Source organism: Naumannella cuiyingiana (assembly GCF_013408305.1).
GTDB lineage: Bacteria > Actinomycetota > Actinomycetes > Propionibacteriales > Propionibacteriaceae > Naumannella > Naumannella cuiyingiana.
The window spans coordinates 1,203,991-1,219,581 of record NZ_JACBZS010000001.1 but is presented as its reverse complement, the minus strand read 5'-3'; the positions used below and the strand labels follow the sequence as shown (position 1 = coordinate 1,219,581).

At 71.4% G+C, this 15,591-nt stretch carries 19 protein-coding genes and 3 tRNA genes; 10 read left to right on the top strand and 12 right to left on the bottom strand.

The features are described 5' to 3' along the window. Positions 1–2: 2 nt before the first annotated feature. Genes GGQ54_RS05675 through GGQ54_RS05665 form a run of 3 tightly spaced genes read right to left on the bottom strand, consistent with a single transcriptional unit; the run spans position 3 to position 3,228 of the window. Positions 3–1,292 carry an ABC transporter permease family protein gene (locus tag GGQ54_RS05675; RefSeq protein WP_179444508.1) on the bottom strand — a complete coding sequence of 430 codons (1,290 nt, stop codon included), beginning with the start codon at positions 1,290–1,292 and terminating at the stop codon, positions 3–5. Further along, on the bottom strand, positions 1,289–2,143 hold the full coding sequence (locus GGQ54_RS05670; RefSeq protein WP_179444507.1) for an ABC transporter ATP-binding protein: 855 nt from the start codon (positions 2,141–2,143) through the stop codon (positions 1,289–1,291). The genes GGQ54_RS05675 and GGQ54_RS05670 overlap by 4 nt, the downstream gene beginning before the upstream one ends. Before the next feature lie 50 nt (positions 2,144–2,193). Next, a complete protein-coding gene (locus GGQ54_RS05665) occupies positions 2,194–3,228 on the bottom strand; it encodes an aldo/keto reductase (protein WP_179444506.1) in 1,035 nt (344 codons plus the stop codon). A 96-nt stretch (positions 3,229–3,324) separates the two neighbouring features. Here GGQ54_RS05665 and GGQ54_RS05660 point away from each other — a divergent pair, with 96 nt between their 5' ends. After that, positions 3,325–3,936, top strand: a complete 612-nt coding sequence (locus tag GGQ54_RS05660) for a TetR/AcrR family transcriptional regulator C-terminal ligand-binding domain-containing protein (protein WP_179444505.1) — start codon at positions 3,325–3,327, stop codon at positions 3,934–3,936. An 18-nt stretch (positions 3,937–3,954) separates the two neighbouring features. Beyond that, positions 3,955–4,548: a hemerythrin domain-containing protein gene (locus tag GGQ54_RS05655; protein ID WP_179444504.1), complete on the top strand. Its 594-nt coding sequence runs from the start codon at positions 3,955–3,957 to the stop codon at positions 4,546–4,548. A 5-nt stretch (positions 4,549–4,553) separates the two neighbouring features. On the opposite strand, the gene GGQ54_RS05650 is transcribed toward GGQ54_RS05655, so the two are convergent. Both GGQ54_RS05650 and GGQ54_RS05645 read right to left on the bottom strand, forming a co-directional pair. Further along, positions 4,554–5,531 (bottom strand): Dyp-type peroxidase, encoded by a 978-nt coding sequence (locus GGQ54_RS05650; RefSeq protein ID WP_218843720.1) that lies wholly within the window; start codon positions 5,529–5,531, stop codon positions 4,554–4,556. A 12-nt stretch (positions 5,532–5,543) separates the two neighbouring features. Next, positions 5,544–6,035 (bottom strand): YajQ family cyclic di-GMP-binding protein, encoded by a 492-nt coding sequence (locus tag GGQ54_RS05645; protein WP_179444503.1) that lies wholly within the window; start codon positions 6,033–6,035, stop codon positions 5,544–5,546. A 90-nt stretch (positions 6,036–6,125) separates the two neighbouring features. On the opposite strand from GGQ54_RS05645, the gene GGQ54_RS05640 reads away from it, so the two are divergent. The 3 genes from GGQ54_RS05640 to GGQ54_RS05630 all read left to right on the top strand — a co-directional run bounded on the left by GGQ54_RS05640 (position 6,126) and on the right by GGQ54_RS05630 (position 8,742). After that, entirely contained in the window at positions 6,126–7,406 is a 1,281-nt protein-coding gene (locus tag GGQ54_RS05640; RefSeq protein ID WP_179444502.1) for an MFS transporter, read from the top strand. Positions 7,407–7,408: 2 nt separating this feature from the next. Then, positions 7,409–8,590 carry an anhydro-N-acetylmuramic acid kinase gene (locus GGQ54_RS05635; RefSeq protein ID WP_246292558.1) on the top strand — a complete coding sequence of 394 codons (1,182 nt, stop codon included), beginning with the start codon at positions 7,409–7,411 and terminating at the stop codon, positions 8,588–8,590. Positions 8,591–8,660: 70 nt separating this feature from the next. After that, positions 8,661–8,742 (top strand) — tRNA-Tyr (locus GGQ54_RS05630). Here GGQ54_RS05630 and GGQ54_RS05625 read toward each other — a convergent pair. Both GGQ54_RS05625 and GGQ54_RS05620 read right to left on the bottom strand, forming a co-directional pair. Then, complete coding sequence (locus tag GGQ54_RS05625; protein WP_343045862.1) at positions 8,714–9,928, bottom strand: MFS transporter; 1,215 nt, start codon at positions 9,926–9,928, stop codon at positions 8,714–8,716. The two genes, GGQ54_RS05630 and GGQ54_RS05625, sit on opposite strands and share 29 nt — an antisense overlap. Before the next feature lie 170 nt (positions 9,929–10,098). Further along, the gene (locus GGQ54_RS05620; protein WP_179444501.1) at positions 10,099–10,257 is read right to left on the bottom strand and encodes an EthD family reductase; all 159 of its coding nucleotides are present in this window, start codon (positions 10,255–10,257) and stop codon (positions 10,099–10,101) included. 73 nt (positions 10,258–10,330) lie between these two features. Here GGQ54_RS05620 and GGQ54_RS05615 point away from each other — a divergent pair, with 73 nt between their 5' ends. The 4 genes from GGQ54_RS05615 to rpmG all read left to right on the top strand — a co-directional run bounded on the left by GGQ54_RS05615 (position 10,331) and on the right by rpmG (position 11,570). Beyond that, complete coding sequence (locus GGQ54_RS05615) at positions 10,331–11,101, top strand: class I SAM-dependent DNA methyltransferase (RefSeq protein WP_179444500.1); 771 nt, start codon at positions 10,331–10,333, stop codon at positions 11,099–11,101. A gap of 78 nt (positions 11,102–11,179) precedes the next feature. Next, positions 11,180–11,252: transfer RNA gene (locus GGQ54_RS05610), tRNA-Thr, on the top strand. Between the two features lie 30 nt (positions 11,253–11,282). Then, positions 11,283–11,356 (top strand) — tRNA-Met (locus tag GGQ54_RS05605). 46 nt (positions 11,357–11,402) lie between these two features. Next, positions 11,403–11,570 (top strand): 50S ribosomal protein L33, encoded by a 168-nt coding sequence (gene rpmG / locus GGQ54_RS05600; protein WP_179444499.1) that lies wholly within the window; start codon positions 11,403–11,405, stop codon positions 11,568–11,570. A 60-nt stretch (positions 11,571–11,630) separates the two neighbouring features. Here the strand turns inward: rpmG and GGQ54_RS05595 are convergent, their stop codons facing one another. Then, a complete protein-coding gene (locus GGQ54_RS05595) occupies positions 11,631–12,137 on the bottom strand; it encodes a MarR family transcriptional regulator (protein WP_179444498.1) in 507 nt (168 codons plus the stop codon). Between the two features lie 61 nt (positions 12,138–12,198). Between GGQ54_RS05595 and GGQ54_RS05590 the strand changes: the two genes are divergently transcribed. Then, the gene (locus tag GGQ54_RS05590; protein ID WP_179444497.1) at positions 12,199–12,924 is read left to right on the top strand and encodes an SDR family NAD(P)-dependent oxidoreductase; all 726 of its coding nucleotides are present in this window, start codon (positions 12,199–12,201) and stop codon (positions 12,922–12,924) included. Here GGQ54_RS05590 and GGQ54_RS05585 read toward each other — a convergent pair. The 4 genes from GGQ54_RS05585 to GGQ54_RS05570 all read right to left on the bottom strand — a co-directional run bounded on the left by GGQ54_RS05585 (position 12,918) and on the right by GGQ54_RS05570 (position 15,512). Further along, positions 12,918–13,400: an SRPBCC family protein gene (locus GGQ54_RS05585; RefSeq protein WP_179444496.1), complete on the bottom strand. Its 483-nt coding sequence runs from the start codon at positions 13,398–13,400 to the stop codon at positions 12,918–12,920. The genes GGQ54_RS05590 and GGQ54_RS05585 overlap by 7 nt on opposite strands. A gap of 16 nt (positions 13,401–13,416) precedes the next feature. Further along, entirely contained in the window at positions 13,417–13,635 is a 219-nt protein-coding gene (locus GGQ54_RS05580) for a hypothetical protein (RefSeq protein WP_179444495.1), read from the bottom strand. A gap of 58 nt (positions 13,636–13,693) precedes the next feature. Beyond that, positions 13,694–14,776: a cation diffusion facilitator family transporter gene (locus GGQ54_RS05575; RefSeq protein ID WP_179444494.1), complete on the bottom strand. Its 1,083-nt coding sequence runs from the start codon at positions 14,774–14,776 to the stop codon at positions 13,694–13,696. A gap of 217 nt (positions 14,777–14,993) precedes the next feature. After that, on the bottom strand, positions 14,994–15,512 hold the full coding sequence (locus tag GGQ54_RS05570; RefSeq protein WP_179444493.1) for a TetR/AcrR family transcriptional regulator: 519 nt from the start codon (positions 15,510–15,512) through the stop codon (positions 14,994–14,996). Between the last annotated feature and the right edge of the window lie 79 nt (positions 15,513–15,591).

Genomic DNA, 15,591 nt, shown 5'->3' with positions numbered 1-15,591 from the left:
CATCAGTTGGGCGCGGCGACCGCCGAGTCCACCAGCGGCTCGGTGAGCCGGACGGCGCCGAGCATCAGCGTGACCGAACCGATCACGGCGCCGAGGAACAGGGTCGGGCCGTACCAATTGCCGGTCAGTGTTTCCATCCCCAGCGGGGCGATCAGCAACAGCGCCGCGACGGCGGCGGTGCCGACCGCCCAGCCCAGCGGGAGCGCGGTTTCGGTCAGCCGGGCGCGGCGGAGCACGGCAGGCTCGGTTCCGGCGAGATGCAGCAGCCGGAAGGACGGGGCCTGGTCCAGGGCCCGGGTCGCCTGGTTGACTCCGGTCGAGGTGGCCGCCAGCAGCACCGAGATGATCAAGGTGACACAGGCGCCGGTGAAGATGTCGGTATTGATCGTCGGGTAGCTCTCGGTGTCCTGGGGCAGCGACGGCGCGATGCACGCGATGCCGGCGATGAAGGTGGCCAGTGCGACGCCGCCGACGGCCCGCCAGGCGCCCCGGGGATCATCGGAGAGGCGACGGGTGGCGAGCAACTGGGGTGCGGTCCGCGCCAGCCGGGCCCCGATCTTGCCCACGCACCACAAGACGAACGGGCCGACCACCCCGAGCACTCCCAGGCAGATGGCGAAGGAGACCATGATCACGGTCACATTCTGCTGGCCGGATGCCACGGCCCAGACGGCGAAGGCACCGATCGCCAGCGCCAGCCGCAGCGCCGACAGCGCCTTGGGGCTGACCCGGTTGGCCACGCCGAGCGGGCTCACCGCGACGCCGGCCAGGCTGATCGCGGCCGAACCGGTCGCGATGATCACGATCGCGGCGACCGCACCGAGCAGGGCGAGTGGGCCGAGCTGCAGCTCCGCCCAGTCGAACGAGCGACCCTGGAAGTTGAGCAACGCGACCCCCGGCAGGGCGATCTCGTAGAGCACGGTGCCGAGCAGCGCGCCGGCGAGCGCCTGGGCCGCTGCCTCGACCAGGGTCAGCGTGCCGATCTGGCGGGTCGTCGCACCGGCCAGTCGCAGCGCCGCGAGCCGGGCATTGCGCCGGGAGATCGCCAGCCGGGCGGCCGCCCCGCCGAGGGTCATCACCGGCACCACGAGGATGATCGTCGCCACCTGGGCGAGGACCATGTAGAGGTCGTCGGGGTCCCCACCGGCTCGCGCGGTGAAAGCCTGCAGGCCGCCGAGCACCGTGAGCAGAGCGCCGGTGGCGACCGTGAGGGCAAGCACCGCCAGCGCGGTGATCATGCCGAGTTCGCGCTGTCGCCGGGCGAGCAGCCAACCAAGACGGAGCAGGCTCATCGGCGTACCGCCGGATCGAGCGCGGGCAGGACGGTCGTGGTCTCCAGCACCGCGGTCCGCTCGGACTCCGGTTCGCCGAAGCTCAGCTTGGGGCGACGTTCGGGGGCGGGGGGCTGCGTACCGGGCGCGAAGTACTCGCCGGTGATCCGGCCGTCGGCCATCGTGATCGTCCGGGAACACGACGCGGCGACCGAACGATCATGGGTGACCACGACCAACGCGGCACCGGCCGCGGTGACCGTACGGGCGAGCACGTCCAGCACCTCTGCGCCGGTGCGCTGGTCCAGCGCCCCGGTCGGCTCGTCGGCGAAGACGACCGACGGCTCGACGACCAGGGCCCGGGCGATCGCCACCCGCTGGGCCTGCCCGCCGGACAGCTCGCCCGGCCTGCGGTCGTGCATCCCGCCCAGGCCGAGCCGGTCCAGCCAACCGCCGGCGCGCGCGGTGGCCTCCCGTGCGGGCAGGCCGCCGAGCATCAGCGGCAGGGCGACATTCTCGGCGGCCGGCAGCTCCGGCAGCAACTGGCCGGACTGGAAGACAAAGCCGAAATCGGTACGCCGCAGCGCGGTCCGCTGTCGATCAGACAGCGTGGCAAGATCATGACCTCGATACAGCACCGCCCCGCCGGTCGGCCGGACGATGCCGGCCAGGCAGTGCAACAAGGTGGTCTTGCCCGATCCGGACGGCCCCATGATCGCCAACGATCCAGGTCGCACATCAAGATCAACACCGGCCAGGGCGCGGGTTTGTCCCGTGCCCTTGCCGTAGGTCATGGTCAGCCCGCGGGCGTTCAGCAACATGACGCCCATCGTCGTCGCCGTCAGCCGGTACGCCATCCGGCCGCGGGCCATGCCGGCCCGCGCCGGGGCCGAGCCGCGGTCGCACTCCGCGATGCGTCGTCTCAGACCAACGGCGGGTCGAGCAACGCGAAGCCCTCCTGTCGCCGGTAGGGAAAGTGCGGGTACGGGGCCTCGACTGCGCTCACGGCGTCCAGGCGGGCGAGCTGGCACGCATCGAACGCCAGCGTTGCGGCGCCGAGGTTGTCCCGTAGCTGCTGCGGCGTCCGCGCGCCGATGATCACCGAGGCCACGGTCGGCCGGCCGAGCAACCAGGCGATGGCGACCTGCGGCACGGTCGCGCCGGCCTCGGCGGCGATCGCGGAGAGTTCGTCCACCACGGCGAACAGGCGCTCGTCGTCGACCGGCGGCCCGAACTTGGCGGTGGCGGGCAGCCGGCTGTCGGTCGGCACCGGGGCGCCTCGACGGATCCGGCCCGTCAGCCGGCCCCAGGCCAGCGGACTCCAGACCAGCGCGCCCACGCCGTGGCGGGCGCCCAGCGGCATCAGGTCCCACTCGTAGTCGCGGCCGAGCAGCGAGTAGTAGACCTGATTCGCCACCGGGCGTACCCAACCGTGCTCTCGTGCGACATCGATCGCATGCATCAGTTGCCAACCCGACCAGTTGGACACGCCGACGTAGCCGACCTTGCCCGAGCGGACCAGTTGATCAAGACTCGCGCCAAGTTCCTCGGGCGGCGTGGCCGCGTCGTGGGCGTGCAGCTGCAGCAGGTCGATCCGGTCGGTACGCAGTCGGCGCAGCGCGGCGTCCACGCGATCGACCAGTCGCGCCCGGGAGGTGCCGCGCTGCAGCGGGCCCGGTCCGGTCGGCAGCCCGATCTTGGTCGAGATCAGTGCCTGGTCGCGCCGGCCTTCCAGGGCCCGACCGAGGATCTCCTCCGAGGCACCGTCGGAGTAGACATCGGCGGTGTCGAACAGTGTGACGCCGGCTTCCAGGCAGATGTCGACCAGCTCCCGAGCCCCGGCGACGTCGGTGTCGCCCCAGGCGGAGAACAGTTCGCCGCGTCCCCCGAAGGTGCCGGCGCCGAAGGCCAGGGCCGGGACGCGAAGGCCGGACCGGCCGAGTTGGCGTTGTTCCATGACGGTTCCCGCTTCCATGATCGTTTCGATGCGATGGCATCGACGCTAGGCCCGGCGTACCCACAAATAAAACGACAGTCCCGTTAAGGTGAGCGGGTGCAGAGACCCGGAGGGCGTACCGCCCGGGTGCGCGCCCAGGTGCTGCGCGCCGTGGAGGACGAGTTGATCGAGCACGGCCTGGCCGGCATCCAGCTCGGCCGCGTCGCACGCAGGGCCGGGGTCGGCCGGAGCACGGTCTATCGGCGCTGGGGTGGCGGTGCCGCGCTGGTTGCCGACCTGCTCGAGTCGATGGCCGCGACCTCGCTACCGCGTGCCCGTACGGGATCCCTGGCCGGCGATCTGGCCGCCAACGCGCGGCTGGTCGGGCGTACCCTCGCGGACCCTCGACAGGGCGCGCTGTTCCGGGCGGTGATCTCGGCCGCCGAAGTGGACCGGGCCGCGGCGCGGGCGCTGAGCACGTTCTATGCCATTCGGATCGCCGAGTGGGCGCCGTGTGTGACCGAGGCCGTGGAGCGCGGGGAGGTGCCGGCCGGCACCGACCCCGAGGAGGTGTTCCGCGCGGTGTCCGCACCGCTCTACCACCGGTTGATCACCGGTCTCGGGACGATCGATCGCGCGGCCGCCGACCGGGCGGCCGCGACGGCGCTGGCGGCGGCGCGGGCGGGAGTGTTCGTGTCGGACGCGGAGACGCGCGACGAAAGCGAATAGTCGATATATCGTTGCGGGATGGACATCACCGAAGAGATCCTGCGTCAGCACGACGAGCAGCGCCGCGCCTTCGCCGCGCTGGAGGAATGGCCGCGTGACGACACCGAGGGGCTGGCCGCGATCTGGCGGCGCCTGGCGATCCTGCTGGAGAACCATGCCGAGGCCGAGGAGCGCTATTTCTACCCCGAGCTGCTGGAGCTCGGCACCGGCGCCGCCGACGCGCCCGACGTGGAGGAGGAGGCCGAGGACGCGGTCTCGGACCACAACAACATCCGCAAGGCGATCCGGCGGGCCCGGCGAGCCAGGACGGGCTCGCCGAAGTGGTGGGCCGCGGTCACCGACTGCAATGTCTACAACAGCCGGCACATGGGCGAGGAGGAGCGCCAGGATCTCGCCGACTTCCGGCAGCAGGCGAGCCTGGAGCTGCGCCAGGAGATCGCCGTGAAGTTCCTGCGCTACGAGGCGATCCGGGCGACCACCGGCAAGGCGCCGAAGGACAAGGATCCGGAGAAGTTTGTCGAGAAGAACAAGCGCCGCGGCGGGACCGTGTCCAAGAAGAAGCAGGCCAAGAACCCGCGCGCCAAGTCGAAGAAGGCGGCGAAGGCGAAGTAGCCGGCTCAGCCGTCCAGGTTCTTGACGAACTCGCGCGACGGCACGAAGAAGGTGGTGCCGGTGACCGCGCGGGAGACGTCGAGGATCTGGTCGTACTTGCCGACCGGATCGCCGACGAACATCCGCTCCAGCATCTTCTCGACCACCCACAGATAGCGCGAGTAGCCGATGAAGTAGGTGCCGTACTCGCCCTTGCCCGGCACCGCGAACGGCATGTTGTCGCGCAGGATGTCGTGTTCGCCGTCCTCGTCCTTGATGGTGCACAGCGTCTTGTGCGACTTCTGGTCCGCCGGACCGGCATCGGGCAACTCGACATTGTCGAACTTGGTACGCCCGATCACCCGCTCCTGGTTCTCGGTGGACTCCGAGCGCCAGCGGGGCAGGTCGTGCAGGTACTTCTGGGTGACGACATAGGCGCCGCCGGCGTAGTCGGGATCCTCGTCGCCGACGATCGTGTCCGCGCGCAGCGCCAGGCCCTCCGGGTTGGCGGTGCCGTCGATGAACTCCAGCAGATCCCGGCCGTCGAAGTAGCGGAAGCCGGACACGTCGTCGACGCAGGTCACCGAGTCACCGAAGGCCTCCAGCACCAGCTTCTCGAACTCGATCACCAGGTCGACGGAGTCGGCGCGGATGTGGAAGAGCAGGTCGCCGGGGGTGGCGACCGCGGTGTGCACGGAGCCCTTGATCTCGGTGAACGGCTTGAGTTCCTTGGGCAGCGGCTTGTCCGTCAGCCGGCCCCAGGCGTCGTGCGAGATGCCGACATTGCAGGTGAAGATGTGATCGGCGGCGCGGATGTTCACGTCCTTGATCAGGTCGCCGGTGCTGGCCACCACGGAGCGGGCCTTCGCCGCCGCCTCCTCCCCGTCATTGATCGTCAGGACGAGGAATGCCGCGGCCGCGGTCATCGGCGCGTCGACATACTGCGGCTCGGTGTCGATCGCGTGCTGGTTGTCGACGATGCCGCCGACGGCTTCGTTGCTCATCGGTGTCTCCTGCTATCGGTAGTTGACGAACTGGACGGCAAAATCGTAGTCGGCGCCGGTGATCAGCTTCTGCACGGCCTGCAGATCGTCGCGGGACTTGCCGGTGATCCGCAGCTCGTCGCCCTGGATCTGCGCCTTGACGCCCTTTGGGCCCTCATCGCGGACAAGCTTCGAGACCTTCTTCGCGTTCTCGGTGCTGATCCCTTCCGTCATCGAGCCGGTGATCTTGAACAGCTTGCCCGAGCTGCGCGGCTCGCCGGCATCCAGCGCCTTCAGGCTGATCCCGCGCTTGATCAACTTCGACTGGAAGACATCGAGCACGGCCTTCACCCGCTCCTCGGAGTTCGCCTCCATCTCGATCAGCTCGCCGGACCAGCGGATGCCGGCGTCGGTGTTCTTGAAGTCGAAGCGCTGGCGTACCTCCTTGGCCGCCTGGTTGAGCGCATTGTCGACCTCCTGGCGGTCGACCTTGCTCACCACATCGAACGAACTCTCCTTGGCCACGGCGCCTCCCTTCTCCCGGTTGCCGGCGTGTCACACCCTAGCCCGCACCGGGCGCCGGGCTTAGGCTGCCGAGGGTTGCAAGGAGGCGCCATGTCCCAGCAGGCAACGCCCGCAAAGGCGCGCCGCGCGCTGATCGCCGGCTCGGTCGGCAACTTCATCGAGTGGTACGAGTTCGGCGTCTACGGGTTCCTCGCCACCGCGATCGCGGCGAACTTCTTCGCCCAGGACGGCGGCGCGCCGCTGGAGGCGCTGATCCGGACCTACGCCTCGTTCGCCCTCGCGTTCTTCTTCCGGCCGCTCGGCGCCTGGCTGTTCGGCCGGCTCGGCGACCGGTTCGGCCGTCGGCCGGTGCTGATCGCGGTGCTGGTGCTGATGTCGGTGGCGACGACGCTGATCGGTGTGCTGCCCACGGCCGCCACCGTGGGCGCGGCCGCGCCGGTGCTGCTGACCTGCGTCCGGGTGCTGCAGGGGCTGTCCGCGGGCGGGGAGTTCGGCGGCGCCGTCGCGGTGATGACCGAGTTCGCGCCGCCCGGGCGGCGCGGCCGCTACGGCGCCTGGCAGTCGTTCACCGTCGCGCTCGGGCTGCTGGCGGGGGCGGGCACGGTCTGGCTGGTCGGTGCGGTGCTGGGCGCCGACCAGTTGCAGGCCTGGGGCTGGCGGATCCCGTTCCTGCTGGCGCTGCCGCTCGGCGCGGTCGCGCTGTTCCTGCGCCTGCGGCTGGACGAGACGCCGCAGTTCGAGCGGTTGCGCGCGGCGGACCCGGGTGTCGTCGAGGTCGCCCCGCTGGGCGAGACGGTACGCGCGATCGGCCTCGGCATCGCCCGGCTGATGGGCTGGGCGGCCGCGGGCTACACGTTCCTGGTGGTGCTCCCGGCGTACCTGGAGAAGGCGCTGGGCTCGAGCGTCGATGCCGCGCTCACCGCGGCCGTGCTGGCCAATCTCGGGTTCGCCGCCGCGATCCTGCCGGCCGGCTGGGCGAGCGACCGGGTCGGCCGGCGCCCGATCATGCTGCTCGGCGCGGGCGCGACCCTCGTGTTGGCGCTGCCGCTGCTCTGGCTGCTCAGCGCCGATGTGGGCATCGTGCCGCGGGCGATCGGGCTGCTGCTCGCCGGCGCCAGCGTGGGCCTGATGGCCGGGCCCGGTCCGGCCATGCTGTCGGAGATGTTCCCCACCTCGGTCCGCTACACCGGCCTCGGCCTGTCCTACTCGCTGGCCAATGCCGTCTTCTCCGGCAGCGCCGGGCTGATCATCACCCAGCTCGTCGCCTGGTCGGGAAATAAGGCCGTCCCGGCGTACTACGTGATGATCACCTGCGCGGTCAGCTTCGTCGCGCTGCTCAGCCTGCCCCGCAAGCCCGAACCGGAGAGATGATCATGGCTCGGCTGAGGGTGATCGGGCTGATGTCGGGGACGTCGTTCGACGGGATCGACGCGGCGGCAGCGGAGATCGAGCTGGTGGAACGAACGCTGCGGATACGCCCGCTCGGCATGATCACCGACCACTACCCCGACGAGGTATGCCAACTGCTCCGCGCCGCCCTGCCACCCGGCCGGATCGAGCTGGCGCAGGTGAACCGGCTGACCACCGAGATCGGCCGGTCGTTCGCGGCGCTGGCCGAGCGGGCGGTGGCGACGCTGTGCGCGGGCCGGGCCGACCTCGTCGCCAGCCACGGCCAGACGGTGCACCACTGGGTCGAGGACGGCGCCGCGCGGGGCAGCCTGCAGCTCGGGCAGCCGGCCTGGATCGCCGCGCGTACCGGCCTGCCCGTCGTCTCGGACTTCCGCTCCGCCGATGTCGCGGCCGGCGGGCAGGGCGCGCCGCTCGTCGCGCTGTTCGACGGCTGGTGGCTGCGCTCGCCGGCGTTCGCCGAGCTCGGCGCCCGGCCCGCCGCGCTCAACCTCGGCGGGATCGCGAACCTCACGGTGGCGACGGACCCGCCGGTCGCGTTCGACAGCGGGCCGGCGAACGCGTGGCTCGACGCGATCATGCAGCGCGACGGCGGCGCCGACTTCGACGACGGCGGGCAGACCGCGGCGGCGGGGCGGGTGCGGGAGGCGCTGCTGGCCGACCTTGCCGCGGACCCCTACTACGCGCGCCGGCCGCCGAAGAGCACCGGCAAGGAACACTTCAACCTCGCCCGGCTGGACGCCGCGGTCGCCGCGCACCGGCCGATCGCGCTGCCCGACCTGATGGCGACGCTCGTGGAGCTGACCGCGCGTACCGTCGCCGAGGCGGCGGCCGACCAAGGCGTGACCGGCCTGGTGGTCTCCGGCGGCGGCGCGAGGAACCCGGTGCTGATGGGCCGGATCGCGGCACTGTCGAGGCCGGCGCCGGTGCGGTCGAGCGAGGCGTACGGGCTGCCGGTCAGCGCGAAGGAGGCGCTCGCGTTCGCGGTGCTCGGCTGGCTCACCGCGCACCACCTGCCCGGCGCGGTGCCCTCGACCACCGGCGCGTCGAGGGCGAGCGTGCTCGGATCGATCACGCCCGGGCAGGCCCCGCTGTCGGTGATGCCCCTGTCCGCTCTGCCCGATCGGCTGGAGCTGCTGGCGGCCTGACTTCGCGGATTGGTGCCGCGGCTCGCGCGCTTGCTATCCTCATCGCCGGTCGTTCGCGAGGACGGCCGATGGCAGGTTGCCCGAGCGGCCAAAGGGAGCGGTCTGTAAAACCGTCGGCATTGCCTACGTTGGTTCGAATCCAACACCTGCCACCGAACGCCGGTCCAGCGTCGTGAGCACCGCGGCGAAGGCGATGGCCGCCGCGGCGATCAGCGCGGTGGCCGTCCAGCCAAGCAGGCCGACCGCCAGCGGACCAAAGGCCGTGCCGAGGCTGCCGCCCACGAAGTAGACCACCATGTACGCGCCGTTGAAGCGGGCCGGCGCGGCGGGGTCGATGGCCAGCACGGTGCTCTGGTTGGCCACCTGGGCCGCGAACAGTCCGGCATCGAAGAGCGCCAGACACGCCAGCGTCTGGACCGGGCTGCTCAGGCCGAGGGCAACGCCGACCGCGGCGGCGCCGGCCAGCGCGAGCCCGCAGAGAATCACGCGGCGTGGGCCGATCCGGTCGGTCAGGGCGCCCGCGAGGGGAGTGATCAGCATCCCGGCGAGCCCGGCCAGGGCGTACCGGCCGATCCGCTCGGCCGGGTAGGAGTAGGGCGGCTCGGCCAACGCGGCCGCGAGTCCCGCCCAGATCGCGCAGAAGGCGAAGAACCATGCCGAGCCCCGGATCGCCGCCGAGCGCAGGAGCCGGTTCCGGACGATCAGGCGGGGCAGCGAGCGGACGGTCGCCAGGTAGTCGCGGTTGGCGCCGGCGGGCACTCTCGGGATCAGCACCAGACAGCCGGTCGCGCTGCCCGCGCAGGCCGCCGCGAACACCAGCAGCATCGCCCGCCAGCCGTACGCGTCGCTCAGCCAACCGCCGGCGATCCGGCCCGCCAGGATGCCGGCCGAGATGCCGGCGGTGACCACGCCGAGCGTCACCGCGCGTCGTTCGGAACGCGCGAGCCGGCCAGCCACCGAGCTGATCCCCGCGCCGACCGCGGAGAAGGCCCCGACCACGCCGATCAGGCCGCCGAGCACCGGTGTGCTGCCCACCGCCGCCGCCGACGCGAGGGCGACTGCCAGGCCGCCGAACTGGGCGGCGAGCACCCGGCCCGGCGGGAACCGGTCGACCAGGGGCACGAGCAGGCAGAGCCCGATCAGGTAGCCCACCGGTGCGGCGGCGAGGGCGACCCCGATCGCGCCGATGGTGGAGTTCAGGGCATCGGCGACGTCCGCCATCGCCGGTTGCAGCGGGTACGCGCTCCCGGTCCCGATCGCGGCGGCCAGCGCCATGAAGATCACCGCGGGCGTGCGAAGTCGTTGTGTGGTGAGGTTTGCGGCGGGTGCGTTGTTCACCGGATCGACGCTAGGGAGCGGGGCGCTCCGGCGCTGGCGGAAATGTGACGTGACCGTGGCCGCCGCGTACCGACGCGGTGAGGGCGAGGCGATTACCGGGCCGCGTGATCATTTTGTCGTCCGATTCCGCTCGAGAATGACCACAAAACGCTCACGGTCGCCGAGCCGGCTCAGGCCTCGGCGACCTCGCCGGCGTAGGTCGTGTAGGTGGTGCCGCAGCCCTCGGCGTGCCGGCGGATCTCGACCAACGGGACGTGCTCCTCGCTGTAGCGGCGCTCGAACGCCGCCTTGTCGGCCGGCTCGTCGTAGACCACGGTCAGGCGATGCATCGGCGGTGCTCCTCGGCGCGGGTACGCCGAAACTCGATTGCCCGGCGGTGTTGCCCACCCTAGCGTCGTGATCATGGACCCCGACAGCACGGACCCCGGCAGCACGGACCCCGACGGATACTTCGGCGCGAGCGTCGCGGCCACCTATGACGACGACATTCCCGAGGGCGACCACGGTCCCACCGGCATCGCCCGCACCGTCGACTTCCTCGCCGAGCTGGCCTCCGGCCGACCGGCGCTGGAGTTCGCGATCGGCACCGGCCGGATCGCGCTCCCGCTGGCCGAGGCGGGCGTACCCGTCACCGGCATCGAACTCTCCCAGGCGATGGTCGAGCGCCTGCGCGCGAAGCCCGGCGGCGCCGAGCTGCCCGTAACGATCGGCGACATGAGCACCACCCGGGTGCCGGGCTCCTTCGGGCTCGTCTATCTGGTGTTCAACACGATCAGCAACCTGACCAGCCAGGACGCCCAGGTCGCCTGCTTCGGCAACGCCGCCGCCCACCTCGAACCCGGCGGCCGGTTCGTGGTCGAGGTCGGCGTACCCGACCTGCGGCGCCTGCCGCCCGGCCAGACCGCGGTCCCGTTCGACCTCAGCGACGACCACCTCGGTTTCGACACCTACGACACCGTCACCCAGGCGATGACCTCGCACCATGTCACCATCCGCGACGGCGTGGCCGAGCGGACGTCGGTCCCGTTCCGGTACGCCTGGCCTGCGGAGTTCGACCTGATGGCGCGGATCGCCGGGATGCGGCTGGTCGAGCGGTGGGACTGGTGGGATCGCAGCCCGTTCACCGCCGAGTCCCGGCGCCACGTTTCGGTATGGGAGCGGCCCGCCGGGTGAGGCGTCGCCGCGATTGGCGCACGCGGGCGGCCAGCGTGTATCTTTGTGCGTCGGCAGCGCCCCGAGGGCTGTTGCCACGCCCCGATAGCTCAGTAGGCAGAGCGTCTCCATGGTAAGGAGAAGGTCTGCGGTTCGATTCCGCATCGGGGCTCTGCGGAGCGGCGAGGCAGGCCGCTCCCGCGGCGAGGTAGCTCAGTTGGTGAGAGCGCACGACTCATAATCGTGAGGTCGCGGGTTCGAATCCCGCTCTCGCTACCGCGTACCCGCCACCCGAAGACGAAGCAGACCAAAGGAAACGACCATGGCCAAGGCATCGGACGTCCGGCCGAAGATCACGCTCGCCTGCACCGAGTGCAAGGAGCGGAACTACATCACCAAGAAGAACCGGCGCAACGACCCGGATCGCCTGGAGCTGAAGAAGTTCTGCCCGCGCTGCCACAGCCACACCGCGCACCGCGAGACCCGCTGAGCTGACGCCGCAACGAGCCGCCCGACCGCCGAGGTCGGGCGGCTCTTTCGTGTCCGCGGCTCACTCCCGGGCCCGCAGGTCGACCAGCAACTCCTGCAGCAACCCGGCCAACTGGTCGCGTTGCGCCGGGTCGAGGCCCGCGACCAGTTCTGCCTCGTGCCGCAGCAGGTCACCCACCGTCTCGTCGATGCGCCGATGGCCGAGCGCGGTCAGCGTGACCAGGGCGCCCCGCCCGTCCCGCTCCGACCCGGCCCGGGTGACATAGCCCGCGGCAACCGCCCGCGCCACCCGCTGCGTGATCGCGGCGGCGCTCACCCCACACCGGGCCGCGATGGTGCCGGGCGGCAGGGCATAGGGCTCGCCGGCCCGCTTCAGCGTCGCCAGCAGATCGCGCGTGGCCTCATCCATACCGAGCCGCCGCATGGTCCGGCGCCGGTCGTCGTGCAGCAGCTTGGCCACCTGCCAGATCCGCGTGATCACCCCGATCGACTCGACGGGCAGGGTCGGATCCTCGCGCAGCCAGGCCCGCTGGATGGCTGCGGCATCGGTGTTGTCCTCGACCGGCACGACGGCTAGTTTAGGGCTTCAGTAGATAGTTAAGGCCTAAAGAAGTCGTGAGGGAGTGAAAATGGTTCAGCGGACCGTGGTGGTGACCGGCGGCGGGACAGGGATCGGACGGGCGAGCGCGGAGTGGTTCGCCCGGGCCGGCGATCGGGTGATCATCGCCGGACGGCGCGAACCGGTGCTGCGGGAGGCGGCCTCGGCGATCGGTGCCCGGGCCGTGGTCGCCGACCTGTCCGGGCCGTCCGGTGCGCGGGCGTTGGCCGAGGCGATCGACGGCGAGATCGGCGTGCTGGTGAACAATGCCGGCGGGAATCCGGACCTGCAGGGTACGCCGGCCCCGGCCGGTCTGGACGGCGTGCGCGCGGCCTGGCAGCGCAACTTCGATGCCAACGTGCTGACCGCCGTGCTGGCCACCGAGGCGCTGCGCGAGCGGATTGCTGATCATGGCCGGGTGATCACGATCGGCTCGATCGCCGCGCGAAGCGGCGCGGCCTCCTACGGGGCGGCGAAGGCTGCGGTGGAGGCGTGGAATCTCTCCCTGGGCGGCGAGCTCGGCCCGCGCGGCATCACCTGCAATGTCGTCTCGCCGGGGCTGATCATCGACACCGAGTTCTTCAACGGGCAGCTCAGCGATGAGCGCAAGGAGATGTTGATCTCACAGACCGCGACGAACCGGGCCGGCGTACCCGACGACGTGGCGGAGACGATCGGCTGGCTCGCCTCGCCCGGCGCCGGGCACATCACCAAGCAGGTGATCCACGTCGACGGCGGGGCGTACGCCGGTCACTGAGCGGGTCGGGAGCCGCTGGCGGCCGCCAGCACCACCGGATCGGTGCAGCCGCGGGCGAAACCGGCCAGGCGGGCCTCGATCTCGCGGCCGAGGAGCGCGCCGCCGATCCGTTCGGCCAGCGGGGCGAGCCAGCCCGGTCGGCAGGCGAAGCTGTACTTCCAGGTCGCGCGGGTGCCGTCCGGCACGCCGGTGAAGCGCCAGCCGCCCGCCAGGGTGGCGAAGAACCACGGCCCGCGCACCATCCGCATCCCGACATTGGTCGGCGGGTTCCACGACACGTACTCGCTGATCATGGACAGCCCCCACCGGTGCCGGGTGAAGGTGCGTACGCCCTTGCCCGGACGCGTCGCCCCGTCGAGGAAGTGTTGTCGGTCGATGAACGGGTCCCAGCGCAGCCGGGTCTCGCCCGTGGTCTGGGAGACGGCAAAGGCGGTGGCGGGATCGACGCCGACGACCACGCTCGACTCGACCTTCACCGGGCCTCCTCCTCGGTCACGAGGGCTTGTGCCCGTGCCGCTCGCGGGACTCGCGGTTGAGCTGGCGTACCGTCTGGAACCGCAGGACCAGCCCGACGATCACGAACGCGCCCGCGATCGCGAAGCAGACGATCGGCGCGCTGCGGCCCGGCGGCACGTTCGCCGCGAGCACGGCCAGCAGCGCCGCAGCGAAGCAGGCGAAGGTCGCGATCGACCAACGGAGCGAGGAAGTCATCGCCTCCCAGACTAGGCGGTCGCGGGGCGGGGCGGCCGGGATCCTCGCGCGGCAGGCGTCAGGAGACCAGCCGGTGCGCGCCGGCGGGGCTGACATGGACGACGGCCCGGGTCAGCCGCGGTACGCCGTCGATCAGCCGCTGCTCGACGGCGTGGGCAATCTCGTGCCCGGCGGTCACCGGCAGGTCGTCGCCGACGGTGACATCGGCATCGGCGTGCAGCGTGTGCCCGATCCAGCGCAGCCGGATCGCGCGTACCCCCAGCACGCCGGGAGTGCCGGCGATCTCGGCGCGCGCCCGGGCGACCAGCCGGGGGTCCACGGCGTCCATCAGCCGCGCGCCGACCTGCTTGATCGCCGAGCGGAGGACGCCGAGGATCGCGAGAGCGATCAGCAGCCCGATGACCGGATCGGCCCACGTCCAGCCGACCGCCACGCCGGCGGCGCCCAGCACGACCGCGAGGGAGGTGAACCCGTCGGTACGGGCGTGCAGCCCGTCGGCGACCAGCGCCGCGGACCCGATCCGGCGGCCGACCCGGATGCGATACCGGGCAACCAGCTCGTTGCCCACGAACCCCACCACGCCCGCCGCCGCGACCGCCCACAGGTGCGACACCTCGCGCGGATTCAGCAGCCGGTCGATCGCCTGCCAGGCGGCCACCACGCTGGACAGCGCGATCATGGCGACCACGAACAGCCCGGCCAGATCCTCGGCCCGCCCGTAGCCGTAGGTGTAGGTGTCGTTGGCCGGGCGCCGGGCCAGCCAGAAGGCGATCAACAGCGGCACCGCCGTGGCGGCGTCGGCGACGTTGTGCAGCGTGTCGCCGAGCAGGGCCACCGAGCCGGTGAACCAGAACACGCCCGCCTGCACGGCTGCCGTCAGCACCAGCGCGCCGAGGCTGATCCAGAGCGCCCGGCGCCCGCGCTCGTCGGCCTCCAGTGCATCGTCGACCTGGTCCGCCGCGTCGTGGGAGTGCCCGCCGACCAGGTCCGAAAGCGCGTGCCGCAGCCGCGGCCACCAGCCCAAGCCGTGATCATGCCTGTGCCCGTGCCCGTGCCCGTGCCCGTGCCCTTGTCCGTGCCCGTGATCATGCCCCTGCCCGTGATCATGCCCGGGGTGTTCGTGCCGGTCGCCGTTCGCCATGACAACGCCCTCCCTGGATGCGGATGCCCCACGCCAGTATGCCGCCGGTCGCGGCTCCGTCCTCGATCCAGTTGTGTCGTCAGTTATCGCCCCCTGGGCAGCTCCCCAGAGGGCGATAACTGACGACACTCTTGGGTGGGGAGAGCCGCGCCGGAGGAGGGAGGGCCCAGCATCAACCCCGCAAGCTCTCAACCCCGCAAGCTCTCAACCCGCAAGCTCAGCCGGGGGCGGCGCCGCCGGCAATCGCCTCCGCCGACGGGGCGGTGTCGGGGTCGAGCAGCCACTGGGCGGCCACGCCGATCAGCAGGGCGTACTGCCGGGAGCCGTCGCCGCCGAATGCCTCGGCGAGCACCTCCCGGGCCCGCGCGCCGCGTTCGGCAAGGCCCTGCCGGATCGTCTCGTTGTGCTGGGCCAGGGTGATCGCCTCGAAGTTGACGAACCACAGCGATCGGTTCTCCTCGATGGAGTCGATCACCCGTCGCCAGCGCTCGGTGGCCGACAACTCACCGCCCACGGCGTCGAACAGGTGCCGCCCCCATTCGCCGTTGAGATCCAGCACGGCCTGGTTGAGCAGGACCTCCTTCGACCCGAAGTGGTAGTTGATCGACGCCTGGTTGGTGCCGCTCTCGGCGATCAGCTCGCGCACCGTCGTGCCCGCGTACCCGCGTCGCAGAAGGCAGGCCCGGGCGGCCGCGAGCAGGCGGTCCTTGGTCGGCGAGTTCGTGTCCTGGTCCATCGCTCGAGGATGCTAACATTTGCATTTCATACATATGTTTCATACGCTCGTATCAACCGGCGGCGAGCGACCGCCGGCG

Coding starts and splice junctions, on each gene's coding strand:
- GGQ54_RS05675 (WP_179444508.1), bottom strand. CDS start 1,292: ATGAGCCTGCTCCGTCTTGGTTGGCTGCTCGCCCGGCGACAGCGCGAA.
- GGQ54_RS05670 (WP_179444507.1), bottom strand. CDS start 2,143: ATGGCCCGCGGCCGGATGGCGTACCGGCTGACGGCGACGACGATGGGC.
- GGQ54_RS05665 (WP_179444506.1), bottom strand. CDS start 3,228: ATGGAACAACGCCAACTCGGCCGGTCCGGCCTTCGCGTCCCGGCCCTG.
- GGQ54_RS05655 (WP_179444504.1), top strand. CDS start 3,955: ATGGACATCACCGAAGAGATCCTGCGTCAGCACGACGAGCAGCGCCGC.
- GGQ54_RS05650 (WP_218843720.1), bottom strand. CDS start 5,531: ATGAGCAACGAAGCCGTCGGCGGCATCGTCGACAACCAGCACGCGATC.
- GGQ54_RS05640 (WP_179444502.1), top strand. CDS start 6,126: ATGTCCCAGCAGGCAACGCCCGCAAAGGCGCGCCGCGCGCTGATCGCC.
- GGQ54_RS05635 (WP_246292558.1), top strand. CDS start 7,409: ATGGCTCGGCTGAGGGTGATCGGGCTGATGTCGGGGACGTCGTTCGAC.
- GGQ54_RS05620 (WP_179444501.1), bottom strand. CDS start 10,257: ATGCATCGCCTGACCGTGGTCTACGACGAGCCGGCCGACAAGGCGGCG.
- GGQ54_RS05615 (WP_179444500.1), top strand. CDS start 10,331: ATGGACCCCGACAGCACGGACCCCGGCAGCACGGACCCCGACGGATAC.
- rpmG (WP_179444499.1), top strand. CDS start 11,403: ATGGCCAAGGCATCGGACGTCCGGCCGAAGATCACGCTCGCCTGCACC.
- GGQ54_RS05590 (WP_179444497.1), top strand. CDS start 12,199: ATGGTTCAGCGGACCGTGGTGGTGACCGGCGGCGGGACAGGGATCGGA.
- GGQ54_RS05580 (WP_179444495.1), bottom strand. CDS start 13,635: ATGACTTCCTCGCTCCGTTGGTCGATCGCGACCTTCGCCTGCTTCGCT.
- GGQ54_RS05575 (WP_179444494.1), bottom strand. CDS start 14,776: ATGGCGAACGGCGACCGGCACGAACACCCCGGGCATGATCACGGGCAG.
- GGQ54_RS05570 (WP_179444493.1), bottom strand. CDS start 15,512: ATGGACCAGGACACGAACTCGCCGACCAAGGACCGCCTGCTCGCGGCC.